Here is a 24,746-nt window from a genome sequence, read left to right as displayed (position 1 = left end):
GATAATCTCGTGGCACTCCCGCTCAGATCTACCGCCCGATGCCCAGCCAAGCCCCTCTGCTGCTCCGTCACCATCGTCCGTTCATCGCGTTCTGGCTGGCCCGGATCTTTACCGCCAGCGGCTTCCAGATGCTCACCGTGGCCATTGGCTGGAACCTCTACCAACTGACCGGCAATGTGCTGGACCTGGGCTTGGTGGGGCTGGTGGAATTCGCCCCGCGGGTGCTGTTCATGCTGCACACCGGGCATGTGGCCGACCGCTACGACCGGCGCCGGGTGGCGGCCATCTGCCAGTCGCTGCAGGCCCTGATCGCCCTGGCCCTGGCCGTCGGCAGCCTGACCGACAGCGTCACCCGGGAAATGATCTTCATCCTGGCCTTCCTGCTCGGCGGCGCCCGCTCCTTCGAAATGCCCACCACCCAGGCCCTGCTGCCAAGCATCGTGCCCGCGGCGCTGTTTCCCCGGGCGGTGGCCGCCGCGCAATCGGCGCAGCAGTCGGCGACCATCGTCGCCCCGGCCCTGGGCGGGCTGCTGTACGCCTTCGGCAGCGTCTGGGTCTACGGCCCCACCGTGGTCCTGTACCTGATCGCCTGCGTGCTGATGCTCAACCTGCCGGCCCGGCAGACCCCGTTGAACAAGGGCAAGGCCACCCTCGATTCGCTGCTGGCGGGCATCCGCTTCATCCGTAGCCGCCCGGACATCCTCGGCGCCATCTCCCTGGACCTGTTCGCGGTATTGCTGGGTGGCGCCACCGCGCTGCTGCCGGTGTTCGCCAAGGACATCCTGCTCACCGGCCCCTGGGGCCTGGGGCTGCTGCGTTCGGCGCCAGCGGTGGGGGCCTTGCTAATGTCCCTGTGGCTGGCGCGTTTTAGCGTCGAGCGCAAGGTCGGGCGGGTGATGTTCACCGCGGTCGGGGTGTTTGGCGTGGCCACCATCGCCTTCGGCCTCTCGACCTCGTTCTGGTTTTCCCTGGCGGTGCTGGTGGTGCTGGGGGCGGCGGACATGATCAGCATGGTGATCCGCGCCTCCTTCGTGCAACTGGAGACCCCGGACGACATGCGCGGCCGGGTCAGCGCGGTGAACGGCCTGTTCATCGGCGCTTCGAATCAGTTGGGGGAGTTCGAATCCGGGCTGACCGCCCACTGGTTCGGCACGGTGCCGGCGGTGGTGCTGGGCGGGGTCGGCACGCTGGTCGTGACCGGGGTCTGGATCAAGCTGTTCCCGACCCTGGCCCAGCGCGATCGGATGATCGAACGGGTCGAGCAACCTAAGGCCTGAAGCCGCGCCGGGCAGGCGCGGCCAGGTTCAAGCCTCAGTGGCTGGGCTGAGCCTCAGCACAGGATCGCCATTTCGCCGCCTCCAGCAGGTCGCAACCATCCTGGGTCAGTACATAGAGCACGTCGATGATGTGGGGGATGTCCTTCACATCGCCGTGGCTGAAGTTCAGGCAGCAGAGGGTTTCCAGCAGATTGGCAGCCGTGCGCATGCGTTGCTCGGCGGCTTCGTGCAGCGCCTCAGGGGAGGCGTTGGCGTTGATAAAAAATACACCTGGCCGGCTTATGTTGGATTTAAGCGGTACATAGTGGGCAACAGTTTCCGGGGTATTCATCATTAGATCCTTCTTTATGAATGACCGCCCCAATCGTGACCAAACGATGGGTGGCGGACTGTGCACAGGTTGGTCAACCGGGAAGAAGGCACCCGGCACACCCGAAGGTGTCCCGCGCACAGCCCACCATTAAGCGTGCGGACACGAAAAAGTGCCTGCAAACCAGGGTGGCGCGTGCGCCTTCTAATTTCGGGTGACCAAACCCGGCCGCTGAATTGGCAGCGACGGCGCGAACTATAGGGGTGATGGGACGGGCGGTGCAACAAGCGGCTGGTTAGCCTTTGTTACCCGTTCACAAGCCCCGTGCCCGACTCCTTGCCGAACCGAGCTGCGACAGAGAAACGCCCCGTGGGGGGCCTCGTAACAGGTTGTTGATCATTCTCTGCAATACAAAACCGCTACGAAGAGTGTAAGGTATCGCCTTACACTCGCTCCCCATGATCAAGTCCTTTCAGCACAAAGGCCTGCGCGCCTTCTATGAAACCGGATCGACTCGTGGAATACGGGCTGAGCATGCACGCCGGCTGGCCCGCCAGCTGTCGTTCATGGATCACGCCAGCGAACCGGCAGACCTCAACCTGCCGGGTTGGCGGCTGCACCCACTCAAGGGCGACCTGCACGGCTATTGGTCTTTGGTGGTGTCCGGCAACTGGCGAGTGATCTTTCGTTTCGTAGGTTCGGATATCGAACTGGTCGATTATCTGGACTACCACTGAACAGGAGGCAGGATCATGCCCATCCACAACCCGCCCCACCCCGGTGACACCCTGCGCCTGGATGTCTTGCCTGAGCTGGGCATCAGCGTGACGGAGCTGGCGCGGCATATCGGCTATGCCCGCCCGCACCTGTCCAAGGTGTTGAACGGCCATGCGCCAATCCGCGCGGAACTGGCGGTCAAGCTGGAACGTGCCGGAATCGGCAAGGCCAAGGTCTGGCTGGCGGTGCAGGCCGACTACGACATCTGGCACACCGAGCAGGAACTGCAACCGCTGATCGAGCCCATCGTGGCCCATGTTGGCTGAGCCCTAAACCAGCAGCTCTGCTGCCACCTTGGCGCGCTTGGCGCGCCCGCACAGCGCTTCCACCAGGGCCAGGACAAACGCCAGGGCCGCGGCGGAGCCCTGGGCGGTGATGCAGTTACCGTCCACCACCACCGGCTGGTCGACAAAGGTGCAGCCCAGCAGATGATGGCTGGCGCTGGGCAGGCAGGTCATGCGCCGCTGGCGCAGCACGCCATACGCCTGCAAGGCCAGGGCCGGGGCTTCGGCGATGCCGGCGAACAGGCGCCCCGCTGCGGCCTGATCCTTGAGCAGTTGCTGCAGCGGTTGATGGGCCGCCAGGTGCTGCGCGCCCACCGCGCCGCCGGGCAATACGATCAGGTCGAAGCGCTGGGCCAGCACGTCCACCAGCATGGCGTCGGCGGTCAAGCGGGTGCCCCGGGCACAGGTGAGCATGCGCCGGCCTTCGACGCTGGAGGCCAGCACTTCGACTTCGGCACGGCGCAGTACGTCGATCAGGGTCACGCTTTGCAGGTCGTCGATGCCTTCGGCAAGGGTGACCAGGGCTCTGAAGGTCATGGGGATGACTCCGCGTGGAGGTCTTTAGAGCTTAGTCAGCTTTACCGGCTGCCGTTCAGGGCACCGTCACTTGATGTAGATCTGCGCGCCCAGGCTGTTGCCCGGGGCGTTGAGCGAGGTGTTGCGAAAGCTGAAAGTGCCCTCCTGCTTGCCCGCCAGGTCGAAGACATAGACATAGCCGACGGTAGTCCCCGAGTTGCCGCAGGGCACATAGCTGGAGCCGTCCTCGCACACCGGCGAACGGGTGCCATCGACCTCGAAGCCGTCCAGGGTCACATGGGGCTCGCGGCCGTAGCCGATCTCCAGCACGTAGACCTTGATGTTCGGGCCGTTGTGATCGCACTGGGTCCGTTCACGGCCGTCGGAGACATCCTCCAGGCCGCAGGAAGGTGACAGCACCTTGAGAATCTCCACCCGGCTCAGCGGCGGGGCCGAGCGCGCCATGGCCGGGGCCGCCAGCCAGCAGGCTGTCGCGCCGAGCAATGCCAGGGCTGTCATTTTCACTGTGCTGCGCATAAATCCCCCCTAAAACCAGGGCGCAGTATGCGCTACTTGCCAGCGCGGCAAAACATCGCCGACGATCGCAGCCATTGGCCCACGCTGCTGGTATGATGCGCGGCTTTTTCCGACCCAGAGCAAATCCGCAGGCACCTTATAAAGTCTGTGCTTTGCTGTTGGAGTCGATACATTCACGGCGCCCGGCGGCGCCACGGGGAGCAGACATGCTGGAAAGGCTGTTTCAACTCAAGGCACACAACACCAACGTGCGCACCGAGATTCTTGCGGGCGTGACCACCTTCCTGGCCATGGCCTACATCCTTTTCGTCAACCCGAGCATTCTCGGCGAGACGGGCATGGACAAGGGCGCGATCTTCGTTGCCACCTGCCTGGCGGCGGCCATCGGCTCCACCGTCATGGGCCTGATCGCCAACTACCCGATCGCCCTGGCACCGGGCATGGGCCTGAACGCCTTCTTCACCTACACCGTGGTCCTGCACATGGGCCACACCTGGCAGGTAGCCCTGGGTGCGGTATTCATCTCGGCGGTGCTGTTCTTCCTGCTGTCGATCTTCCGCATCCGCGAATGGATCATCAACAGCATCCCCCTGCCCCTGCGCTCGGCCATTGCCGCCGGTATCGGCCTGTTCCTGGCGCTGATCGCCCTGCATAACGCCCAGATCGTCGTGGGCAACGAGTCGACCCTGGTGGGCCTGGGCGATCTCAGCAAACCGGCCCCGATCCTCGCGGCCCTGGGCTTTGCCCTGATCGTGGCCCTGGAAGCCCTGAAAGTGCGCGGCGCGGTGCTGATCGGCATCCTCGCGGTGACCATCGTCTCCATTCTCATGGGCGTCACCCCGTTCGGCGGCGTGACCTCGATGCCACCGTCCCTGGCCCCGACCTTCCTGCAACTGGACATCAAGGGCGCCCTGGATATCGGCCTGATCAGCGTGATCTTCGCCTTCCTGTTCGTCGACCTGTTCGACAACTCCGGCACCCTGATCGGCGTCGCCAAGCGCGCCGGCCTGATGGGCAAGGACGGCCACATGCCGAAAATGGGCCGGGCGCTGATCGCCGACAGCACCGCCGCCATGGCCGGTTCCTTGCTGGGTACCTCGACCACCACCAGCTACATCGAATCCGCGGCGGGCGTGAGCGCCGGCGGCCGCACCGGCCTGACCGCCATCGTGGTGGCGATCATGTTCCTGCTGGCGCTGTTCTTCTCGCCACTGGCAGCCAGCGTGCCCGCCTTCGCCACCGCACCGGCCCTGCTGTTCGTCGCCGTGCTGATGACCTCGGGCCTGGCGGAAATCGACTGGGAAGACATCACCGTCGCCGCTCCCGTGGTCGTCACCGCCCTGGCCATGCCGTTCACCTATTCCATCGCCAACGGCATCGCCTTCGGCTTTATCGCCTGGACCGTGATCAAACTGCTGTCGGGCCGTGCCCGTGAGCTGAACGCGCCCCTGGTGATCCTGTCGATCCTGTTCGTGATCAAGCTCGGTTACCCCGCATGACTTTTGACGCCGCAAGCTACACCACCCAGTTGAATGACAAGGTCGCGCGCTTGCGCGACCTGCTGGCCCCCTTCGATGCGCCCGAGCCCCAGGTCTTCGACTCGCCCCTGCAGAACTTCCGCCTGCGAGCAGAGTTCCGCCTGTGGCGCGAGGCCGGGGAGCGGCACTACGCGATGTTCTCCCAGGACGACAAGCGCACACCGATCCTCATCGAGGAGTTCCCCATCGCCAGCCAGCGCATCAACCAGTTGATGCCCCGGCTCAAGGCCGCCTGGCAAGCCAGCGCGCCGCTGAGCCACAAGCTGTTCCAGGTGGAGTTCCTCACCACCCTGGCCGGCGACGCGATGATCACCCTGTGCTACCACCGCCCGCTGGACGAGCACTGGCACAAGGCCGCGAGCCAGTTGGCCGCCGACCTCAAGGTCAGCGTGATCGGCCGTTCCAAGGGCAAGCGCGAGGTCATCGGCCAGGACTACGTGGTGGAAAAGCTCGAAGTCGGCGGGCGTACCTTCAGCTACCGCCAGCCCGAAGGCGCCTTCACCCAGCCCAACGGCACGGTGAACCAGAAGATGCTCAACTGGGCCTTTGAAGCCCTGGGAGAGCGCCAGGACGACCTGCTGGAGCTGTACTGCGGCAACGGCAACTTCACCCTGCCCCTGGCCACCCGGGTGCACAAGGTGCTGGCCACCGAGATCAGCAAGACCTCGGTGAATGCGGCCTTGAGCAACCTCAGCGAAAACGCTGTGGATAACGTCACCCTGGTGCGCTTGTCGGCCGAAGAGCTGACCGAAGCCCTGAACGAAGTTCGGCCGTTCCGCCGCCTGCAGGGCGTGGACCTCAAGAGCTACGAATTCGGCAGCGTATTCGTCGACCCGCCCCGGGCCGGCATGGACCCGGACACCTGCGAACTGACCCGGCGCTTCGACAACATCCTGTACATCTCCTGCAACCCCCAGACCCTGGCGGCCAACATCGCCCAGCTGCACGACAGCCACCGCATCACCCGCTGCGCGCTGTTCGACCAGTTTCCCTGGACCCACCACATGGAATCCGGGGTCCTGCTGACCCGCCGCTGATTGGCCCCGCTCCCCAACGGCCGTCCTCGAGACGGCCGTTGTCATTCCGCAGCCCTCCCCCTCCGTAGGAGCCGGCTTGCCGGCGAACAGGCCCTTGAGTCTTGTGCCAACCCGGCCGGCGCCTTCGCTGGCAAGCCAGCTCCTACAGGGCCAAACCAGACGTAACGCCCCCCTCCGTAGGAGCCGGCTTGCCGGCGAACAGGCCCTTGAGCCTTGTGCCAACCCGGCCGGCGCCTTCGCTGGCAAGCCAACTCCTACAGGGCCAAACCAGACGTAACGCCCCCTCCGTAGGAGCCGGCTTGCCGGCGAACAGGCCCCTGAGCCTTGTGCCAATCCGGCCGTAGCCTTCGCTGGCAAGCCAGCTCCTACAGGGGTAGGGGCGGGCGCAGTGGTGTCAGCCCGTGGGGCGGAAGTAACCGGCCAGTTGCTGCAGGTCCTGTTCGTTGAGCAGGCCGGCGTAGTACTTGAGCTGGATCCGCGCCAACAGGTAGGCATGCCGGGCATCCGCCAGGTCGCGGCGGGCGGTGAACAGTTGTTGCTCGGCGTCCAGTACATCCAGGTTGACCCGCTCGCCGCCGTGCACGCTTTTCTGGGTCGCGGTCACCAGGGCCTCGGCGGAGCTGACGGCCATTTCATAGGCCCGGACCTTGGCCGCGGCGCTGGTGTTGAGGTTGAACTGCTTGCGCAGTTCGTTGAGGGTGGTGGCGGTCTTGGCGTCCAGTTCGAACTGCGCCTGGGACAGCTGGCTGGCCGCCTGGCGGGTCGAGGCCGATACCGAGCCACCGGCAAACAGCGGCAGGCTGACCTGGATGCCCACGGTATTGGTGTCGTACTTCTGGTTGTAGGCGCTTTCCGAATCGGAACGGGTCTGACGGCTGCTGGCATACAAACTCACCTTGGGCAGGTGCCCGGCGCGCTTGCGCTCCACTTCGTACTCCGCCACTCGCAGCGCCTGCTGCTGGGACGCCAGGTCCGGGTTGTTGGCCATGGCCAGGTCACGCCAGCTGTCGAAGCGGTTGGGTAGCAGCGGCTGAATCTGGAACTGCCGGGTCAGCGGGTCCAGTTCGTCGATCTGCAACGGTTCGCCGACTATGGCTTGCAGCTCGCGCAGGGCGGCATCCTGCTGGTCCTGGGCCTCGATCTCCTGCGCCAGGGCCAGGCTCAGCCGGGCCTGGGTCTCCAGCACATCGGTGCGGGTGCCCTCGCCGCCCTTGAGCAGGCGTTCGTTGAGCTGCAAGCGTTCGGCGTAGGCACGCTTCTGCGCCCGGCTCAGTTCGATGCGCTCCTGGGCCAGCAGCGCCTGGCTGTAGGCACTGAGCAGGCGCACCGCCAGTTCCTGGCTCTTGCCACGAAAGCGCTCATCGGAAAACAGCGCCTGGGCCGAGCCCTGGCGGTAGCGTGCATAGGCTTCGTAGTCCAGCAGCGGCTGCTGCAGGGTCAGGGTCGAGGCGTAGCTGCGGTAGTCCCGGTCCTGGGTGACATCACCGCGAACCGTCTCCTGGGTCACTTCGGACTGGTTGCGCGAATTGTTGTAGCTCCAGGAAAGATTCGGCAGCAGCCCGGCACGGCCAATGGCCCGGCTCTCTTCCCCGGCATCGCGCTCCTTGATCGCGGCCTGGAAGGTCGGGTCATTGCGCAAGGCCAGGTCATAGGCGTCGAGCAACCCCAGGGCCTGGACCGACGGGCTGCCCAACAGGCACAGCAGGGGCAGGTACCACCAGGCGCGAATCATTCTTCCACCAACGCCATGTGAGTCCGATCCAGCAGAGGCTTGAACAGGTAGTTGAGCATCGAGCGTTCGCCGGTACGGACAAAGGCTTCCACCGGCATCCCCGGGCGGATCTGCAAGCCCTGCAACTGCTGCATGCCCTGGGCGCTGACCGTGGCCCGCAGGGTGTAGTAAGGCTCCTCGGTGCGCTCATCCACCTGCCGGTCGGCGGACACCAGGGTCACCTCCCCCGGCACCCTGGGCGTGGTGCTCTGGTTGAAGGCCGAGAACATCAGCTCCACGGGCAGCCCCGGGTGCACCTTGTCCACCAGTTGCACCGGCACCCGTGCCTCCACCAGCAACGGCTCGTCCTGGGGCACGATGTCCATCAGCGGCTGGCCCGGCTTGATCACCCCGCCCTCGGTGTACACCTCCAGCCCCACCACCACCCCGGCGGCCGGGGCGCGCACCTGGCTGTTGGCCAGTTCGAACTGGGCGGACGCCAGGCGATTGCGCAGGTCCTCGGTGCGCACCCGGGTATCGGCCAGCTGGCTGCGCAGGTCTTTCTGGAAATCCTCGGTGGTCTGGCGGATGCGCAGGCGCAGTTCGAGGATCTGCCGCTGCAACTGGCCGATGCGGCCGAAGTCCTCGGCGATCGAGCCGTCGATCTGCGCGTACAGGCGCTCGCTGTCCAGCAGCCGGTTGCGCGGGATGTAGCCGTCCCGGGCCAGTTCCCGCAGGCCCTGCAACTGTTCATTCAAGGCGCGGCGCTGCGCCAGCTTGCTGGCCTGGGAATCTCGGGTGCCGCGCAACTGCGCCTCGGAACCGGCGATGGTTTCGGCGATCCCCTCCTGCTCCATGCTCAGGGCCTGGCGCCGGCTGCTGAACAGCTGCCGTTGCAGCGCCAGGCTGGCGGCCACGTCCGGCTCGCTGGCCAGGGCCTGAAGTTGCGGGTCGAAGACGATATCGCTGGCGCCGTCGCGCTCGGCATTGAGCCGTGCTTCGCTGGCCAGCGAGCCCAGGTACTGGCTGCGCAGGGACTGCATCTGGGTGCGCAGCGGCGTCTCGTTGAGGCGCAGCAGCACCTGCCCGGCGCTGACCCGGTCGCCTTCCTTGACCTCGATCCGCTCGACGATGCCGCCGCTCTGGTGCTGCACAGTCTTGCGATGCCCCGAGACCATGACCTTGCCCGACACCGCCACGCCCTTGTCCAGCGGCGCCAGGGCGGCCCAGCCGATAAACCCGGCAAAACCTCCCAGCACCAGGAGCCAGCCGAGCCGTGAGTACTTCCGGTCGTCCAGGGACAACACATTGCTGGCGGCCGGCCCCGCGACCGGCGCAGCAGGACCTGTGGATAAATTCGCCTTCATGCCTTTTTCCCTTCGCCGCCGGCCACGCCCAGGCGGTAGTTCATGTTCAAGCTGGTCACCGGGCTGCTCGCCGGATGGCTCATCGGTACAGCCGGCGGCGGCGCGGCCTTGGCCTTCTGGTTCGCCTCCAGCACCCGCGCCGTCGGGCCGTAGGCCTGCAACTGGCCGTCGCGCAGGATCATCAACTGGTCGGTCAGGGTCAGCACGTTGGGCTTGTGGGTGATCAACACCAGGGTCCGCTGCCGCTGCTTGAGCTGGCTGATGGCTTGCAGCAGCGCCTGCTCACCGGCCTCATCGAGGTTGGAATTGGGCTCGTCGAGCACGATCAGCGCCGGCAGGCCATACAGGGCCCGGGCCAGGCCAATGCGCTGGCGCTGGCCGCCGGACAACCCGGCACCGCCCTCGCCCAGGCGCGTGTCATAGCCCTGGGGCAATTGCAGGATCAGTTCGTGCACCCCGGCCATTTGGGCGGCCTGCAGGATCTGATCCGAGTCCAGCGGGCCAAAGCGCGCGATGTTCTCGGCGATGCTGCCGGCGAACAGCTGGATGTCCTGGGGCAGGTAACCGATATGCGGCCCCAGTTGCTGCCTGTCCCACTGAGCCAGGTCCGCGCCATCCAGGCGCACCTTTCCCGCCAGGGGCGTCCAGGCACCGACCAGCAGCCGGGCCAGGGTCGACTTGCCACAGCCGGAAGGGCCGATCACCCCCAGCACCTGGCCAGCCTCCAGGGTGAAGCCAAGGTTGCTCAAGGCCGGGCGACGGCTGCCCGGGGCACAGGCGCTCAACTGTTCGACGCTCAACCGGCCCTTGGGCGTCGGCAGGCTCATGCGTGCCGGGCGCGGCGGGTTGGCCTGCAACAACTCGGACAAACGCTCGTAGGCCAGGCGCGCCGAGCTCCATTGCTTCCATACCGCGATCAACTGGTCGATGGGGCTGAGCACGCGGCCCATGAGGATCGAGCCGGCAATCATCATCCCCGGGGTGATCTGGCCCTGCACCGCCAGCCAGGCGCCCAGGCCCAGAACCAGGGACTGCAGGGCCATGCGCACGCCCTTGGACCAGGCGCTGAGGGTGGCGGTCTTTTCGCTGGCCAGGTTCTGCTGGGCCAAAAAGCCCTGGTGGCCGATGAACCAGCGCTCGCGCAGCGCGCCGAGCATGCCCATGGCTTCGATCGCGTCGGCATTGCGCAGGTTGGCGGTGGCCTGTTGGCTGGTGATGATCGACAACTGGCTGGCCTGGGCCAGGGGTGCCTGGCAGATATGCTGGTTGATCCAGGCCAGCGCCACCAGCAGCACCGCACCGACCAGGGCCAGCAGGCCGAGCCAGGGGTGAAAGAGGAAGATCACCAGCAGGTAGACCGGAAACCAGGGCGCATCGAAGAACGCGAACAAGGCATTGCCGGTGGCGAACTGGCGCAGCGCGGTCAGGTCGTTCAAGGCCTGGCCGGCGGCCTGGGGGCTGCCCTTGAGCTGGGCTTCGAAGGCGGCGTCATACACCCGCTGGTTCAGACGCATGTCCATCTGGGTGCCGAGGTGGATCACCACCTGGCTACGCACCCACTCCAACGCCCCCATCAGGCCGAACAGACCGAGGATCATCAGCGTCAGCATCAGCAGGGTCATCTGATTGCCCGAGGCCAGCACCCGGTCGTAGACCTGCAGCATGTAAAGGGCCGGGGCCAGCATCAGCAGGTTGATCACCGCCGAGAACAGGCCGATGTTGAAAAAACCGCCCTTGTAGGCCGTCAAGGCCGCCAGCGTCTCGGAAGCGGCAAGTGGATTCGGCCTGCTCATCAAGGTGTCCTGTGCAGAGTTTAGGGATACAGGGCCTTCCGCTCGGGCAGAGCGGAACGACAAGAGGCGCGCCCGGTGCGTTGACAGGCACCACGGCGCTCCCCAGAATTTGCCACCGCCGCCGCCCTGGCCTTCGAAAACTCGGGCGACGGAGGTGAGTCAAGCCAGCGAATGGAGGAGCGATCCTGCATTCGCTTTTTTATGCCTCAGGCCTGCACTCAGGCGGCCAGCGCCCAGTCCTGGGCCACGTCCTGCACTCCCACCAGGCCAACATCGGCAGCGGCTGCGGCAGCCGGGTTGACGTGAGCAACGCCAGCAGCGGCCAGGTCGTCGAAGGTGGAGTTCACCGACAGGCTTGGGTCGATCGCCTTGAGCAGGGCATCGATCTCGCCGGCCAGCGCCGCGCTGTCGCCACTCATCAGGCCGTAGACCACCTTGTGCACTTCGCCTGCACGGCCTTCTTCCTTCAGGCTGTTGAGGCCCAGGTTGGTGAAACTGACTTCCTGGCTGACCAGGTTGTAGTTGCTGCCCGAACCACCGGCGAGGGTGTCGCCCAGGGAGATGGTGTCCACCGAGCCCCACAGGGTGTGGCTCGGGTTGCTGAACAGGGTGTAGTGCAGGTTGCCATCGGCGACGACGGCCGCGTCACTGGCGGTGCTCTTGATGGCGTACTGGGTGCCGTCGAACGGGCCCGGGTTGAAGCCACCGGTGTTGGTGCCGTCGACCACTTCGCCTGGACGGTGGTTGACGTCGCCGAAGTAGGCCGACCAGTCAGTCAGGTATTGCGCAACAGTATTACCGCCGTAGGTAGCGCTGTAAGAGATCGAAATGCTCATGCAAAACTCCAATACATTAGGGGGGTCATGTCCGCAGCACGCCACTGCCTGCTGCGGTTTTGCCCATCAACGGGCAAAAGCGGTCAGAACTGATATTCCACGGTGCCCTGCAAGGTCCGGCCACGGCCGAGGGTGAAGGCCAGGACATCGCCGAGGGGCACCAGGTAGGCGCGGTCGGTGACGTTTTCCATGGCCAGGCGCAGGGTCAGTTCTTCAGTGGCCCGGTAGCTGCCATACAGGTCGTAGACGGTGTAGGGCTTCCAGTCGGCCGGGTAGACGCCGGTCTGGCTCACGGTGCCGGTGGCGGAGCCGGCGATTGAATAGCCGGCGCTGTAGCGGGCCCGGGCGCCGATATCCAGCTTGCGCTCGAAAAAGCGCGCGCCCAGGGTCAGGGTGCCGCGGTCCATGGGCATGTGTTCGGCCGAACCGAGGATCGCCGCATTGCAGCGGCTGGCATTGTTGGCCGCATCATCGGGGCGCATGCCGGTGACGATCGCGCCACGCCCGCTGCCATTCTTCACCGGCTGGGTCACGCCACCCAGCCAGGCGACTTTGGTGCAGAAATCGTTGTCGCCGATCATGTGGGTGTAGTTCAGCTGGCCGTAGGCGCGGCCAGCGTCATAGTCCAGCTGGTACTCCACGCCCTTGAAGCGGGTGCTGCTGAGGTCGTTGACATAGGCACTGTTGCCGATGCCGGGCGAGCCGTAGCCGGGGGGCTGCACACCCATGGCCATATAGATGAAGTCATCGACCCGGGTATCGAAGTACGCCACCTTGACCCCCAGGCGGTCATCGTTGAACCAGAGGTTCTCCTTGAAGACGTTGACCCCCGCTTCCCAGGTGGTGGAGCGCTCCGGCTTGAGGAAGGGGTTGGGGAAGGTACTCTCCGAGCCGCCGCCGTGGGGCCGGCCGGTGATCATGGTTTCGGTCACCGCCGGTGGCCGCCAGCCCTTGCCATAGCTGGCGAACAACTGCAGCCATTCGACGCCCGGCTTGACCGACAGGCCGAAGGTCGGCGAGAAGCGCCCTTGCTCGTTGTCGATGTCATAGGCCACCGGCACCGAAACCTGCTGGGGCGTCTTGCCGATCACGAAGGTGCGGGTGTTGATTCCGGTTTCGCCCCGCAGGCGGTAGCGGTCGTAGCGCAAACCGGCGTTGAGGTTCAGCCAGCCGTCGTAGTCGAAATCCAGGCGGGTGAACAGGCTGCCCAGGGCGCGATCGCCCTCGGGGGTCATGCTGGCTGCGGGCGAAGCGCTGACCGCCGATCCTTTGGGCACCGGCTGGCTGGAGTCGGGGCGGACCTTGTCATAGAAGAACTCCAGGCCGTAGTTGGCCTTCAGCGTGGCCAGCTCGCCGAGCGCGAAGGTCGAGGTGTTCTGCGCCTGAGCGCCATAGGTGTCGGTCTGGTAGGTGATCGAGTAGCCGGGGCTGCTGCGCCGGGTCAAGGTGCTCTGGTCGTTGCTGTTGTCGACGTAGTAGAGCTTGGCCTTGAAGTCGATCAGCGGGTTGTCCGGGGTGTAGCTGTAGTCGAGGCCGAAGTTCTGCGAGCGCACATCGCTGCTGCCGAGCTTTTCCCAGAGCTGTTGCTTGTTCTCGACGTTCATCATGTTGGCGTCGTCGTAGGACACCTGGGTGGTCAGGTAGCTCAGTTGCAGGCGCTGGTCCTGAGGCAGGTTGAGCCCCAGCTTGGCCAGGCGTGAACGCATCACGGAAGCGGAATAGGCCACCTTGGAATTCTTCACCCGGTCATTGATCGACGGGTCCATCCAGCTGCCAGTGCGCAGCTCGCCAATACCGCCCTTGGTCCCCGGGTTGTAGTCCCCCAGGTGCCGCTCACTGGCGGCCAGCAGCATGTCCCAGACCTCGGTGCCGATGGCAAAAGCGGTGCTGCCGATGAAATGGGTGCCATTGCTGCGGCCACCCAGGCCGCTGGTCACGCGGATCCGGCCACCGATTTCCTGGCCGGGCTTGAGCAGGTCACGGGCTTCGAGGGTGCGAAAATTGGCGACCCCGCCAATCACCCCGGCGCCGCCCATGGTCGAAGTGGCGCCCTTCTCCACCACCACCTCGGAGAGCAGCTCGGGGTCGACGTAGAGGGTGCCGTTGCGCTGCTGGTGGCCGCTCTGCTGGTAGTTCTGGCGCATGCCGTCCACCGACATGTTGACCCGGCCATAGTCCTGGAGGCCGCGGATGTTCACGGACAGGCCCGGGTCCTGCTGGCTGACTGCCGAATACACACCGGAGGTTTCCTCCAGCATGTCGGCCGCGTGCCGGGGCGGGTTGCGATCGAGCTGCTCGCGGCCGACCACGCTCACCGAACGCGGCGCGTTATACACCCAGTCGCTCTGGCGGCCTTCGAGGTTGCCAGAGATGGTGGTGGGCGCCAGGGCCAGGGCGCCGTCACGGCCGGTTTCCACCCGGTTCAGGGTCACTTGGCGCTCGCCGGTGAAGCGGTACTGCACCGGCGCATTGCCCAGCAACCGCGCCAGGCCTTCCTCGACGCTGTAGCGGCCCTTGAGCGGCGAGCTGTGCAAGCCATGCAGACGCAGGCTGTCGAACAGCACCTGCACCCCGGCCTGCTCGGCAAACACCAGCACCGCACTGCCGAGGGCCTGGGCGGGGATATCGAAATCCATCTCGCGTTGCTGCTGGGCGCTCTGTGGGGCGGCACCCACAGGCTCTGCCGCGTGCAGCAAACCGCCTCCTGCCAACAGCCCTGCGACGCCCAAGTGAATGGCCAGGGCCAAACGACTTGCTGCGTGAATTCCAGTGCGACTGCCTACACTCATGTCCCTTGTTCCTGCGCTGGCTATTTTTGTTTATGCGAATGCATCTCAATTAGCTAGACGTGCCAGGCAGGAAAACTCAGTAAGGTTTTTTTGAATTATTTTGCACAAGGGTGGAAAAAGGCCCGCAGGCCTCAGTAGATCAGGCTGACGCCGGCCAGGTCGAAGCGCTGCACCTGCAATTCCCGGGTCAGGGTAACCAGGGCTGCATCGAGCATGTCCAGGCGGAAGACACCGCTGACCTGACGCTGGGCCAGGGCACTGTTGGTCAGCACCACACGCCCGGGCCGATAGCGATTGAGGCGCTCCACCACCAGGCCCAAGGGCTGGCGGTCGAACACCAGGACGCCGCGCCGCCAGCTGGTGGCCCGTTGCAGGTCGAGCCCATCAAGCGCCACCACTCCCGACTGCGGGTCATAGCGCACGCTCTGCCCCTCTTGCAGCACCCGCTCGGAGGCCCCGCGTTGCGCCGGGGCATCCAGGCTCACCGCGACACTGTGCTGCAACACGCCGACCCAGGCTTGTTGAGCGCTCTCGCGCCCGACCACGAAACGAGTGCCCAGGGCGCGGGTCTGGCCGCCGGCACTCTGTACGATAAAAGGTCGTTTTTCCTCGCCGGCCATGGGCGCCACGTCAAACACCGCGGAGCCGGCCAGCAATTGAACCTGGCGCTTGTCGCCGCTGTAATCCAGGCGAATGGCGCTGCCCGAATCCAGCTCCACCTGGCTACCATCGGCCAGTTGCACGGTGCGTACCTCGCCCTTGCCGGTGAGGTAGTCGGCCTGCAGGTACAGCAGCGCCTGCGGTCCTTGCAACCAGCCCAGGGCCACCGCCAGTACCAGCATCGCCGCACTGGCGGCCCGCACCAGCCGGCGTCGACGGCGCAGGCGCGGTATTGTCGCCGCAGGCCGCTCCACCTGGCGCCGTGGTGGGGCAGTGGCCGCCAGTTCGGGGTCCAGGCGCAACTCGCCCAGGGCCTCCCAGGTCTGCCGGGCAAACACCAGAGCCTGGGGATGACGCGGGTCGGCGGCCTGCCATTGGGCAAGCTGCGCCTGCTCGGTGGCGCTCAGGCCTCCCGCGTGCAAACGCACCGCCCAGTCGGCGGCGGCCTCGGTGATACTGCGCTCTTGCGGACCCTGGCTATTCACGTGTGAATCTCGATTTCTCGTTATATATAAGCAGTGACGTCTGACCCCGACTTTTACCGTAACTCACTCGTCGACCGGCCGACCGTCGGTAGCCTGCAAACGCTGCATCACATAAGCCAGCGCCCGGGACAGGTGCTTTTGCACCGAGCTGTCGGAAATATTCAGGTGCCGGGCCACCTCGGCGTGGGTCATGCCTTCGATACGGTTGAGGCGAAAGATTTCCTGGGTCCGCGGGGGCAGTTCCATGATCGCCTGTTTCAGTGCCTTGCGCTGTTGCTGCGCCATCGCCTGAGCCTCCAGCCCGGCCGCCTCATCCTCGATGTCGGCCAGCACTTCATGGGGCACGGTCTCGGTCTTGCGTCGCGCCTCCTGACGTACATGGTCGATCAGCAGATTGTTCGCCGTGCGGTAGAGATAGCCCTGGGAGTTGTCGATACGCTCGCCGCGCGTGTGCTCGGCCAGCCGCAGGAAACTCTCCTGCACCAGATCAGCGGCCAACTGCGGGTCCCGTATCTTGCGCGCCAGGTACCCACGCAAGGCAGCGGCATGCTTGAGAAACAGTCCCTTGAGATCCACGTCCGACAAACCGACTCCCTGGAACATGAAGGAAATTGCCGGGCATCTTACGGTCAATCGAGAATGATTTTCAATTGATATAAACACTCATTGGCGGCCGCCTTGCACCAGCAAGCCCAGCGCTGCCGTTCGATTACCGAACACTTAATCCGCCCGCCCCCTGTTGCGCATCTACCGCCAATTGACCAAATTAACCAGTTAGTACAATTTACCTTTCAACGCCTCGTACGCTCTCCCGAGGCCGACAATAACAACGGAGATTTACCCCATGCGTCCTATCGTTCTGGTGCTCAACGGCCCGAACCTGAACCTGCTCGGCACCCGCGAGCCGGCCACTTACGGCCACGAAACCCTGGCTGACATTTCCGCCCTGTGCGGCCGCGCCGCCGAGGAGTTCGGCCTCGCCGTGGAGTTTCGCCAGACCAACCACGAAGGCGAGTTGCTCGACTGGATCCACGGGGCGCGTGGTCGCTGCGCCGGCATCCTGATCAACCCGGCCGCCTGGACCCACACCTCGGTGGCAATCCGTGACGCCCTGGTGGCCAGCGAGCTGCCGGTGATCGAAGTGCACCTGTCCAACGTCCACGCGCGCGAACCGTTTCGCCATCACTCCTTCGTTTCCGCCATCGCCCAGGCGGTGATGTGCGGCTTTGGCAGCCATGGCTATCGCCTGGCGCTGGAACACTTCAGCCAGCGGTTCAAGGAGCAAGGCGCATGAGCCGGCAAGCCAGCGTTCTGGCCGGGCTGATTGGCGCCGGCATCCAGGCCTCCCGCACCCCGGCCCTGCACGAACAAGAGGGCGATGCCCAGCATTTGCGCTACCTGTACCGGTTGATCGACCTGGATCAACTGGGCCTGGACAGCAGCGCCCTGCCCGACCTGTTGCGCGCCGCCGAGCAGATGAGCTTCACCGGCCTGAACATCACCTTTCCCTGCAAGCAGAGCATCCTGCCGCTGCTCGACGAACTGTCCCCGGAAGCCCGGGGCATCGGTGCGGTGAACACCGTGGTGCTCAAGGATGGCAAACGAGTCGGCCACAACACCGACTGCCTGGGTTTTGCCGAGGGCTTTCGCCGCGGCCTGCCGGACGTGGCAAGGCGCCAGGTGGTGCAGATGGGCGCCGGCGGTGCCGGGGCCGCAGTGGCTCACGCCCTACTGAGTGAAGGCGTGGAGCAACTGAATATTTTTGACGTCGAGCCGCAGCGGGCCCAGAGCCTGGCGGACAACCTCAACCAGCATTTCGGCAGCGCCCGAGCCCGGGCAGGCGGTGATCTGTCGAGTGCCCTGCACAGCGCCGACGGGCTGGTGAACACCACGCCCATGGGCATGGCCAAGCTGCCGGGCATGCCGGTGCCGGTGGAACTGCTGCGAGCGCAGCTGTGGGTTGCAGAGATCGTCTACTTTCCCCTGGAAACCGAACTGCTGCGCAACGCCCGGGCCCTGGGTTGCAGGACCCTGGATGGCGGCACCATGGCGGTGTTCCAGGCGGTCAAGGCGTTCGAGCTGTTCAGCGGCCAACGCGCGGACCCGCAGCGCATGCTGGCGCACTTTCACAGCATGAACGGCTGAAATGCGCTTGTAGCCGCTGCCGCCAGGCTGCGGCAGCGGCTACAGCCTGCTTAGTCGGATTTAAGCTGCAGGCGCGAGAGCAGGCCGATCAGCAGCACATTGAAGAGAATCATCAGCAGGCTGCCGAGGATGCCCACCAGGCTGATGACCGACGACGGCAACCAGTCGAACATGCTGAACCCGGTGAGGGACAGCAGGCGCTCGCCGAACCAGAACGTGTCGACCACGATCATCAGGATCAGGATTATTTTCAGGGTTGGAACGGGGTTGCCCATGGTGCCTTCCTTGTCGTGGTGCAGGTTGCAGAAGCCTTGGTGGCGATGGCGATCTTACGGGCGCTTTCGCTGGCAAGCCAGCGCCTGGCAAGCCAGCGCCTGCCAAGCCAGCGCCTACAAAGAGTGGGATCAGGCCTGCAGGTAGCGCAGCACCGACTCGCAGATCATCTCCCGGTGGCGTTGCTTGATGCCTTCATCCGGCAGGTCGATCTGGAAGATCTCGCCAAAGGTGTGGCGGTTCGAGACCCGGTAGAAACAGAACGAGCTGATCAGCAAATGCACGTCCAGCGGGTCCAGGCCGCCGCGGAACACGCCTTCGCGCGCGCCGCGCTCGAGGATCTCGCCCAGGGCATGGAGAATGGTGTTGTTCATGGCCTTGATCACGCCGGACTGCTTCACGTACTCGGCCTTGTGGATGTTCTCGATGCTGACGATGCGCACGAAATCGACGTTGCGGTCGTGGTGATCGAAGGTGAACTCCACCAGCCGGCGAATCGCTTCCTGGGGCGCCAGCTCTGCCAGGTGCAGGCGGCTCTCGGTGCTGCGGATATCGCCGTAGAGCTTCTCCAGCACCTCGACGTACAGCTGCTCCTTGCTGCCGAAGTAGTAATAGATCATGCGCTTGGAGGTATGGATGCGTTCGGCGATCGCATCCACTCGCGCGCCGGACAATCCCTGCTGGACGAACTCGACAATGGCTTCTTGAAGGATGTTCTCGCGGGTCTTTTCCGGGTTGTTCTTGCGACTCTTGCGCGGTTCGAGAGCAGGCTCATCGGGCGCAATCGAGCGTTCACTGGTCATTGTCATTCTGGGCTCACGGCCATCACTGCACACGCGGGCGATTATGGGCCGCGTCACCCTGCGAAAGAAAGCGCGACGGCGGCCGTTACCGCCGTCGTTAACAATCTTCTACAACTTGGCCTGGCGCACGGCACCGCTGCGTGATTTGGCCATGGCCGCCAGGCGCACCGCGACGTTGGCCGCCCCGTAGCCGGCATAGCCGTTCTTGCGCTGGATGATCTCGAAGAAGAAGCGCCCTTCGAAGGGCTCGGTGTAGACGTGAAACAGCTCGCCGCCCTGGGCATCGCGGTCGTAGAGGACGTTGTAGTAGGCCAGTTCGCTGAGAAATTCGTCGTCGAAATCAAAGCGTGCCGCCAGGTCGTCGTAGTAGTTGAGCGGGATGTCCAGCAGCGGCACGCCCGCCTCCTTGGCCCGGCTGACTTCGGCAAAGATGTCGTCGCAATCGAAAGCGATGTGGTGCACCCCGGAACCGCGATAGCTGGACAGGGCATGGGAGATCGCCGTGTTGCGGTTTTCCGAGATGTTCAGCGGCAGGCGGATCGAGCTGCAACGGCTGCGCAGGGCGCGGCTTTTCACCAGGCCGTAGGGGTCGGGCAGCACCACTTCGTCGTCGGCCTCGAAGTCCAGCAGGCTCTTGTAGAACAGCACCCAGCTGTCCAGGCTGTCCGCCGGCAGCGCCATGGCCATGTGGTCGATGCGCTTGAGGCCGCCCTTGGCCACCACGCCGCTGTGCATATTGAAGTCGGTGTCGTACAGGTGCTGGCCGCCCTGCTGCTGATCCACCAGGTAGATCAGGCTGCCATCGGGCTCGCGCACCGCCGCCAGTTCCAGCTCATTGGGGCCCACCAGGCCGCGATAGGGTTGGCCCTTGTAGGCCACCGCCCGCTCCAGGGCCTTGGCGCTGTCCTTGACCCGGATTGCCGTGGCACACACCGAAGGGCCGTGGGCCTCGAAGAAACTGTGGGCGAAGGAATAGGGCTCGGAGTTGAGGATCAGGTTGATATCCCCTTGGCGCATCAGGCTGACGCTCTTGGAGCGATGCTGCCCGGCCCTGGCGAACCCCAGGCGCTCCAGCCAGCCGCCGAGCTTGGCGCCCAGGGCCTCGTCCACGGCGAACTCGAGAAACTCGGTGCCGCCATAGGCCTGCACCGCAGGCGGCGCGAACAGGGTGTCGATGTTCGCCACCGGCTGGTCTTCCTGCAGCAGGCGCTCGCGGGTCTTCTCTTCCAGGTACAGCAGCGAGCGCAAGCCATCGGCGGCGTTGGCCCGCGGCGGCGCGGCGCGAAAGCCGTCGTTGAAGATCTCCAGGGACAGCGGCCCGGTGTAGCCGCTCTTGATGATCGGCGCCAGAAAGCCCGGCAGGTCGAATTCGCCCTGGCCGGGGAAGCAGCGGAAATGCCGGCTCCACTCCAGCACATCCATGGCCAGGATCGGCGCGTCGGCCATCTGCACGAAGAAGATCTTGTCTCCCGGAATCTCGGCAATCGCCGCCGGGTCGCCCTTGAGCGACAGGGTATGGAAGCTGTCCAGCAACACCCCGAGGCTTGGGTGATCGGCGCTGCGCACGATGTCCCAGACCTGTTGATAAGTATTCACGTGACGGCCCCAGGCCAGGGCTTCGTAGCCGATGCGCAGGCCCCGGGCACCGGCCCGCTCGGCCAGCAGGTGCAGGTCGTCGATGAGGATCTGCCGGTCCCCCAGGCTGTCCGCCGAGGCGTTGCTGCACACCAGCACCAGGTCGGTGCCCAATTCCTGCATCAGGTCGAACTTGCGCTCGGCGCGCTCCAGGTTGCGCGGCAGGCGGTCGCGACGACAGCCCTCGAAATCCCGGAATGGCTGGAACAGGGTGATGGCAATGCCCAGGTCGGCGCACATCTGCTTGATTTCCCGAGGGCTGCCGTCGTAGTAGAGCAGGTCGTTCTCGAAGATCTCCACGCCGTCGAACCCGGCGGCGGCGATGGCTTCGAGTTTTTCCGGCAGGGTACCGCTCAGGGACACGGTGGCAATGGAACGCTGCATGATTCGACTCCCGGGTAAGGACGGCCAGTCGGGCACAGGGGGACCGCGGCTTTTTATTGGATGTTGCGGATTATTCCACAGGCCTTGTTAAAGTGTACGAACCAGTTAGTTTTGTGTTCGATTATCGAACAAAATACAAATTGGCGAATTGACGATTTTTCAGCCACTGCGCACCATCGACAGCACATTGAGCCGGCGCCAAACCCCCGGCTTCAATCACCCAGACCCAGAACACACCATAAAAATTTCAAAAATCGGGTACACCCTCATGCTTGCACTCAACGCCCTTCACTGCTGCACATCCCTTTGGCTGATACCGCCAACGGCCTCAACCGGCACCCTGGAATACGCCGCGCTACAGCCCTGAGCTGCAGCCGACCCGATGGCGTTCGCCTGCCCGGCATCTGCCGCAGCGACACGCCGCCCCAGCCGATCAACCCGCAGGTTCCCGGGCTGCCATGCCCCCGCCGACGGTTGGTCACGCGCCCTTGAGTTCCGACGAGCCCCGGCTCGCCAGTCACTGAACGGATGGCCCACATGACTCCTTCCCAAAGCTCTCGCATCGCCCCGAGCCTCAGCGTTGCCGGCGGCATCGGCGACAAGATCCGCGGCGCCATGGCGGTCGGCAAGACCCGCTGGGGCATGCTCGCCCTGGTGTTCTTCGCCACCACCCTGAACTACATAGATCGCGCCGCACTGGGCGTGATGCAGCCGATCCTGGCCAAGGAAATGAACTGGACGGCGATGGACTACGCCAATATCAACTTCTGGTTCCAGGTCGGCTACGCCGTGGGCTTCGTGCTCCAGGGCCGCCTGATCGACCGGGTTGGGGTGAAGCGGGTGTTCTTCTTCGCCGTGCTGTTGTGGAGCCTGGCCACCGGCGCCCACGGCCTGGCCACCTCGGCGGCGGGCTTCATGGTCTGCCGGTTCATTCTCGGGCTCACCGAAGCCGCCAACTACCCGGCCTGCGTGAAGACCACGCGGCTGTGGTTCCCGGCCGGCGAACGGGCCGTGGCCACCGGGATCTTCAACGCCGGGACCAACGTCGGCGCAATGTTCACGCCCATGCTGCTGCCGCTGATCCTCCACGCCTGGGGCTGGCAGGCCGCGTTCCTGTGCATGGCCGCGCTGGGTGGCATCTGGCTGCTGTTCTGGGGCCTGAAGTACTTCAACCCTGAAGATCATCCAAGCGTCAAAGCCTCCGAACTGGCCTACATCCAGCAGCAGGTGGAGCCGGAAGAAACCCGCGTGCCCTTCAGCCGCATCCTGCGCATGCGCGGCACCTGGGCCTTCGCCCTGGCCTACGCGATGACAGCGCCGGTGTTCTGGTTCTACCTGTACTGGCTGCCGCCGTTCCTCAACCAGCAGTACAACCTGGGCATCAACGTGACCCAGATGGGCATCCCGCTGATCATCATCTACCTGACCGCCGACTTCGGCAGCGTCGGCGGCGGCATCCTCTCTTCGTTCCTCATCGGGCGCGGCATGAACCCGATCAAGGCGCGGCTGCTGTCGATGTTCCTGTTCGCCTGCTGCATCATCGGCGTGATCATGGCCGCCGGCACCGCCAACCTGTGGCTGGCCGTGTTCGCCATCTCCCTGGGGATCGGCGCGCACCAGGCCTGGACCGCCAACATCTGGAGCCTGGTGATGGACTACACGCCCAAGCACATGATGAGCACGGTGTTCGGTTTCGGCGGCATGTGCGCGGCCATCGGCGGCATGTTCATGACCCAGATCGTCGGCCACATCCTTACCGCCACCAACAACAACTACACCCTGCTGTTCACCCTGATCCCGGCCATGTACTTCATTGCCCTGACCTGGATGTACTTCATGGCCCCGCGCAAGATTCCCCGCGTAGAAGACTGATGCTCCTTTCACGCAGGCCCGCTCAGGGCCTGCGTTTTTTTATCGGCTCGCCCTCCCCCCTTTTGTTTTTCCAGACTCGGAGATCGTCCCATGACGCTCGGTAACCTGAGCATCGCCCAACGCGCCGTGATCAGCTTCGGCGTGATTGCCCTGCTGGTCCTGCTGCAGGGGCTGTTCGCCCTCAAGCAAGTGGCCGAAGTCCGCGCCACCGGCCAGCACACCGAAAACATATCCCTGCCCAGCACCCGTTACCTGGGAGAAGTGCGCGACTACGTGTTGAGCATCCGCGTGCTGAGCCTGCGCATGGCCCTCAACCGTGAACCCAAAGTGCTGGAAAGCACCATTGCCCGCCTGCATCAGGTACAAGCCTGGCTCGACCAGGCCCTGGCCAGGTTCGCGCCACTGGTGGGCGATCACAATCGGGGGCAATACGAGGCATTCCTCGCCACGATCAAGAGCTACCAACAGGCCCTGGCCCAGTATGAAGCCCTGTCCCAGGACAACCGCAGCAGCGAGATGACGGCGCTGCTCAATGGCAAGATCCAGGATTACTCGACCCAGACCGGCGACCAGTTCGCCGAGCTGATGAACCTGACTGCCGAGGAAGTCAGCCAGTCGGCCCAGCATGCAGACGCGCTTTATACCCAAGTAAAAATCACGGTGATCGGTGCCCTGATCGCCGTCGCCCTGCTGACCCTGTGCCTGGCCTGGCTGTTGATCCGCAGCATCGTCGTGCCCATCCGCCAGGCTGTGGACGTGGCCGAGCAAGTGGCCGCTGGCGATCTCGGCCGCCCCATCCACAGCGAGGGTAACGATGAAACCGCGCGCCTGCTCAAGGCCCTGGCCAGCATGCAAGCCAGCCTGCGGGAAACCCTGCAACTGATCAGCAGCACCTCGACCCAACTGGCCGCCGCCGCGCAACAGATGAGCCAGAGCACCCATCAGGACTCCAGCCGGCTGCAGCAGCAACACAACGAAATCGAGCAAGCAGCCACGGCCGTCAACGAGATGACCGCGGCCGTCGAGGAAGTGGCCCGCAACGCAGTGTCCACCTCCGACACCACCCGCCAGTCCACCGCCCAGGCCACCCAGGGGCAAGCCCGGGTGACCCAGACCCTGGACGCGATCCAGGCCATGAGCAGCGATGTCGGCATCGCCCTGCAGCAAGTGCAGACCCTGGCCGAGCAGTCACGGGAAATCGGCAAGGTGCTGGACGTGATCCGCGCCATTGCCGAACAGACCAACCTGCTGGCCCTGAACGCCGCCATCGAGGCCGCGCGGGCTGGGGAAGCCGGCCGTGGTTTTGCCGTAGTGGCAGACGAAGTGCGGGCCCTGGCCCATCGCACCCAGCAGTCGACCCAGGAAATCGAACAGATGATCGGCCGGGTCCAGGGCGACACCGACAGCGTGGTGCAGTCCATGCACGGCAACAGTCAGCGGGTGGCCCAGACCCTGTCCATCGCCGAACAGGCCGGGCTGGCCCTGGGGGAAATCACCCGGGCCATGGAACAGATCCACGAGCGCAACCTGGTGATCGCCAGTGCCTCGGAAGAACAGGCCCAGGTGGCCCGTGAAGTGGACCGCAACCTGCTGAACATCCGCGACCTGTCCCTGGAAAGCGCCGACGCCGCCACCCGCACCAACGCCACCAGCCAGGAGCTGTCGCACCTGGCGGCCGGCCTGCAGAACCTGGTGGTGCGCTTGCGCTTTTGAGCCG

22 protein-coding genes are annotated in these 24,746 nt (G+C 64.9%); 9 read left to right on the top strand and 13 right to left on the bottom strand.

The window, feature by feature from the left end; genetic code table 11:
• Window positions 1-38: 38 nt before the first annotated feature.
• Entirely contained in the window at window positions 39-1,277 is a 1,239-nt protein-coding gene (locus tag KCG88_RS29860) for an MFS transporter (protein ID WP_210713697.1), read from the top strand.
• 34 nt (window positions 1,278-1,311) lie between these two features.
• Here the strand turns inward: KCG88_RS29860 and KCG88_RS29855 are convergent, their stop codons facing one another.
• The gene (locus KCG88_RS29855) at window positions 1,312-1,608 is read right to left on the bottom strand and encodes a hypothetical protein (protein WP_210713696.1); all 297 of its coding nucleotides are present in this window, start codon (window positions 1,606-1,608) and stop codon (window positions 1,312-1,314) included.
• A 437-nt stretch (window positions 1,609-2,045) separates the two neighbouring features.
• Here KCG88_RS29855 and KCG88_RS29850 point away from each other — a divergent pair, with 437 nt between their 5' ends.
• Together KCG88_RS29850 and KCG88_RS29845 are read left to right on the top strand one after the other, a co-directional pair.
• Window positions 2,046-2,324, top strand: a complete 279-nt coding sequence (locus tag KCG88_RS29850) for a type II toxin-antitoxin system RelE/ParE family toxin (protein ID WP_016966171.1) — start codon at window positions 2,046-2,048, stop codon at window positions 2,322-2,324.
• 15 nt (window positions 2,325-2,339) lie between these two features.
• Window positions 2,340-2,630, top strand: coding sequence for a HigA family addiction module antitoxin (locus KCG88_RS29845; RefSeq protein WP_210713695.1), 291 nt, complete (start codon window positions 2,340-2,342; stop codon window positions 2,628-2,630).
• Between the two features lie 3 nt (window positions 2,631-2,633).
• Here the strand turns inward: KCG88_RS29845 and KCG88_RS29840 are convergent, their stop codons facing one another.
• Window positions 2,634-3,185: a DJ-1 family glyoxalase III gene (locus KCG88_RS29840; protein ID WP_210713694.1), complete on the bottom strand. Its 552-nt coding sequence runs from the start codon at window positions 3,183-3,185 to the stop codon at window positions 2,634-2,636.
• Window positions 3,186-3,251: 66 nt separating this feature from the next.
• Window positions 3,252-3,701, bottom strand: a complete 450-nt coding sequence (locus KCG88_RS29835) for a DUF4879 domain-containing protein (protein WP_015637117.1) — start codon at window positions 3,699-3,701, stop codon at window positions 3,252-3,254.
• Window positions 3,702-3,907: 206 nt separating this feature from the next.
• Here KCG88_RS29835 and KCG88_RS29830 point away from each other — a divergent pair, with 206 nt between their 5' ends.
• Both KCG88_RS29830 and trmA read left to right on the top strand, forming a co-directional pair.
• Window positions 3,908-5,200: an NCS2 family permease gene (locus KCG88_RS29830; RefSeq protein ID WP_047289368.1), complete on the top strand. Its 1,293-nt coding sequence runs from the start codon at window positions 3,908-3,910 to the stop codon at window positions 5,198-5,200.
• Entirely contained in the window at window positions 5,197-6,276 is a 1,080-nt protein-coding gene (trmA, locus tag KCG88_RS29825) for a tRNA (uridine(54)-C5)-methyltransferase TrmA (protein WP_210713693.1), read from the top strand. The genes KCG88_RS29830 and trmA overlap by 4 nt, the downstream gene beginning before the upstream one ends.
• Window positions 6,277-6,670: 394 nt before the next feature.
• Here trmA and KCG88_RS29820 read toward each other — a convergent pair whose 3' ends face one another.
• The 7 genes from KCG88_RS29820 to KCG88_RS29790 form a co-directional block, all read right to left on the bottom strand.
• Entirely contained in the window at window positions 6,671-8,008 is a 1,338-nt protein-coding gene (locus KCG88_RS29820; protein WP_210713692.1) for a TolC family outer membrane protein, read from the bottom strand.
• On the bottom strand, window positions 8,005-9,354 hold the full coding sequence (locus KCG88_RS29815) for an HlyD family type I secretion periplasmic adaptor subunit (RefSeq protein WP_210713691.1): 1,350 nt from the start codon (window positions 9,352-9,354) through the stop codon (window positions 8,005-8,007). Before KCG88_RS29815 ends, KCG88_RS29820 begins: the two co-directional genes overlap by 4 nt.
• Window positions 9,351-11,147: a type I secretion system permease/ATPase gene (locus KCG88_RS29810; protein WP_210713690.1), complete on the bottom strand. Its 1,797-nt coding sequence runs from the start codon at window positions 11,145-11,147 to the stop codon at window positions 9,351-9,353. The genes KCG88_RS29815 and KCG88_RS29810 overlap by 4 nt, the downstream gene beginning before the upstream one ends.
• 218 nt (window positions 11,148-11,365) lie before the next feature.
• On the bottom strand, window positions 11,366-11,983 hold the full coding sequence (locus KCG88_RS29805) for a heme acquisition protein HasA (protein WP_210713689.1): 618 nt from the start codon (window positions 11,981-11,983) through the stop codon (window positions 11,366-11,368).
• Window positions 11,984-12,066: 83 nt separating this feature from the next.
• Window positions 12,067-14,772 (bottom strand): TonB-dependent receptor, encoded by a 2,706-nt coding sequence (locus KCG88_RS29800; protein WP_210713688.1) that lies wholly within the window; start codon window positions 14,770-14,772, stop codon window positions 12,067-12,069.
• A 131-nt stretch (window positions 14,773-14,903) separates the two neighbouring features.
• Window positions 14,904-15,917 carry a FecR domain-containing protein gene (locus KCG88_RS29795; RefSeq protein WP_210713687.1) on the bottom strand — a complete coding sequence of 338 codons (1,014 nt, stop codon included), beginning with the start codon at window positions 15,915-15,917 and terminating at the stop codon, window positions 14,904-14,906.
• 63 nt (window positions 15,918-15,980) lie between these two features.
• The gene (locus KCG88_RS29790; RefSeq protein WP_011063603.1) at window positions 15,981-16,502 is read right to left on the bottom strand and encodes an RNA polymerase sigma factor; all 522 of its coding nucleotides are present in this window, start codon (window positions 16,500-16,502) and stop codon (window positions 15,981-15,983) included.
• Window positions 16,503-16,761: 259 nt separating this feature from the next.
• Here KCG88_RS29790 and aroQ point away from each other — a divergent pair, with 259 nt between their 5' ends.
• Both aroQ and KCG88_RS29780 read left to right on the top strand, forming a co-directional pair.
• Window positions 16,762-17,211 (top strand): type II 3-dehydroquinate dehydratase, encoded by a 450-nt coding sequence (gene aroQ, locus KCG88_RS29785; protein ID WP_011063604.1) that lies wholly within the window; start codon window positions 16,762-16,764, stop codon window positions 17,209-17,211.
• Window positions 17,208-18,062 (top strand): shikimate dehydrogenase, encoded by an 855-nt coding sequence (locus KCG88_RS29780; protein WP_210713686.1) that lies wholly within the window; start codon window positions 17,208-17,210, stop codon window positions 18,060-18,062. The genes aroQ and KCG88_RS29780 overlap by 4 nt, the downstream gene beginning before the upstream one ends.
• Window positions 18,063-18,112: 50 nt before the next feature.
• Here KCG88_RS29780 and KCG88_RS29775 read toward each other — a convergent pair whose 3' ends face one another.
• The 3 genes from KCG88_RS29775 to quiC all read right to left on the bottom strand — a co-directional run bounded on the left by KCG88_RS29775 (window position 18,113) and on the right by quiC (window position 21,157).
• Complete coding sequence (locus KCG88_RS29775; RefSeq protein WP_015637127.1) at window positions 18,113-18,337, bottom strand: hypothetical protein; 225 nt, start codon at window positions 18,335-18,337, stop codon at window positions 18,113-18,115.
• A 129-nt stretch (window positions 18,338-18,466) separates the two neighbouring features.
• On the bottom strand, window positions 18,467-19,144 hold the full coding sequence (locus KCG88_RS29770) for a TetR/AcrR family transcriptional regulator (protein WP_011063606.1): 678 nt from the start codon (window positions 19,142-19,144) through the stop codon (window positions 18,467-18,469).
• Window positions 19,145-19,246: 102 nt separating this feature from the next.
• Window positions 19,247-21,157, bottom strand: coding sequence for a 3-dehydroshikimate dehydratase QuiC (gene quiC / locus KCG88_RS29765; RefSeq protein ID WP_210713685.1), 1,911 nt, complete (start codon window positions 21,155-21,157; stop codon window positions 19,247-19,249).
• A gap of 537 nt (window positions 21,158-21,694) precedes the next feature.
• Between quiC and KCG88_RS29760 the strand changes: the two genes are divergently transcribed.
• Entirely contained in the window at window positions 21,695-23,029 is a 1,335-nt protein-coding gene (locus KCG88_RS29760; RefSeq protein ID WP_047289391.1) for an MFS transporter, read from the top strand.
• Window positions 23,030-23,119: 90 nt separating this feature from the next.
• Window positions 23,120-24,742 (top strand): methyl-accepting chemotaxis protein, encoded by a 1,623-nt coding sequence (locus KCG88_RS29755; RefSeq protein WP_210713684.1) that lies wholly within the window; start codon window positions 23,120-23,122, stop codon window positions 24,740-24,742.
• The last annotated feature ends 4 nt before the right edge of the window (window positions 24,743-24,746 follow it).

Source organism: Pseudomonas sp. MWU349, from assembly GCF_017947325.1.
Lineage (GTDB): Bacteria > Pseudomonadota > Gammaproteobacteria > Pseudomonadales > Pseudomonadaceae > Aquipseudomonas > Aquipseudomonas protegens.
The sequence above is the reverse complement of the archived record's forward strand: the minus strand, read 5'-3'. Positions and strand labels throughout refer to the sequence as shown.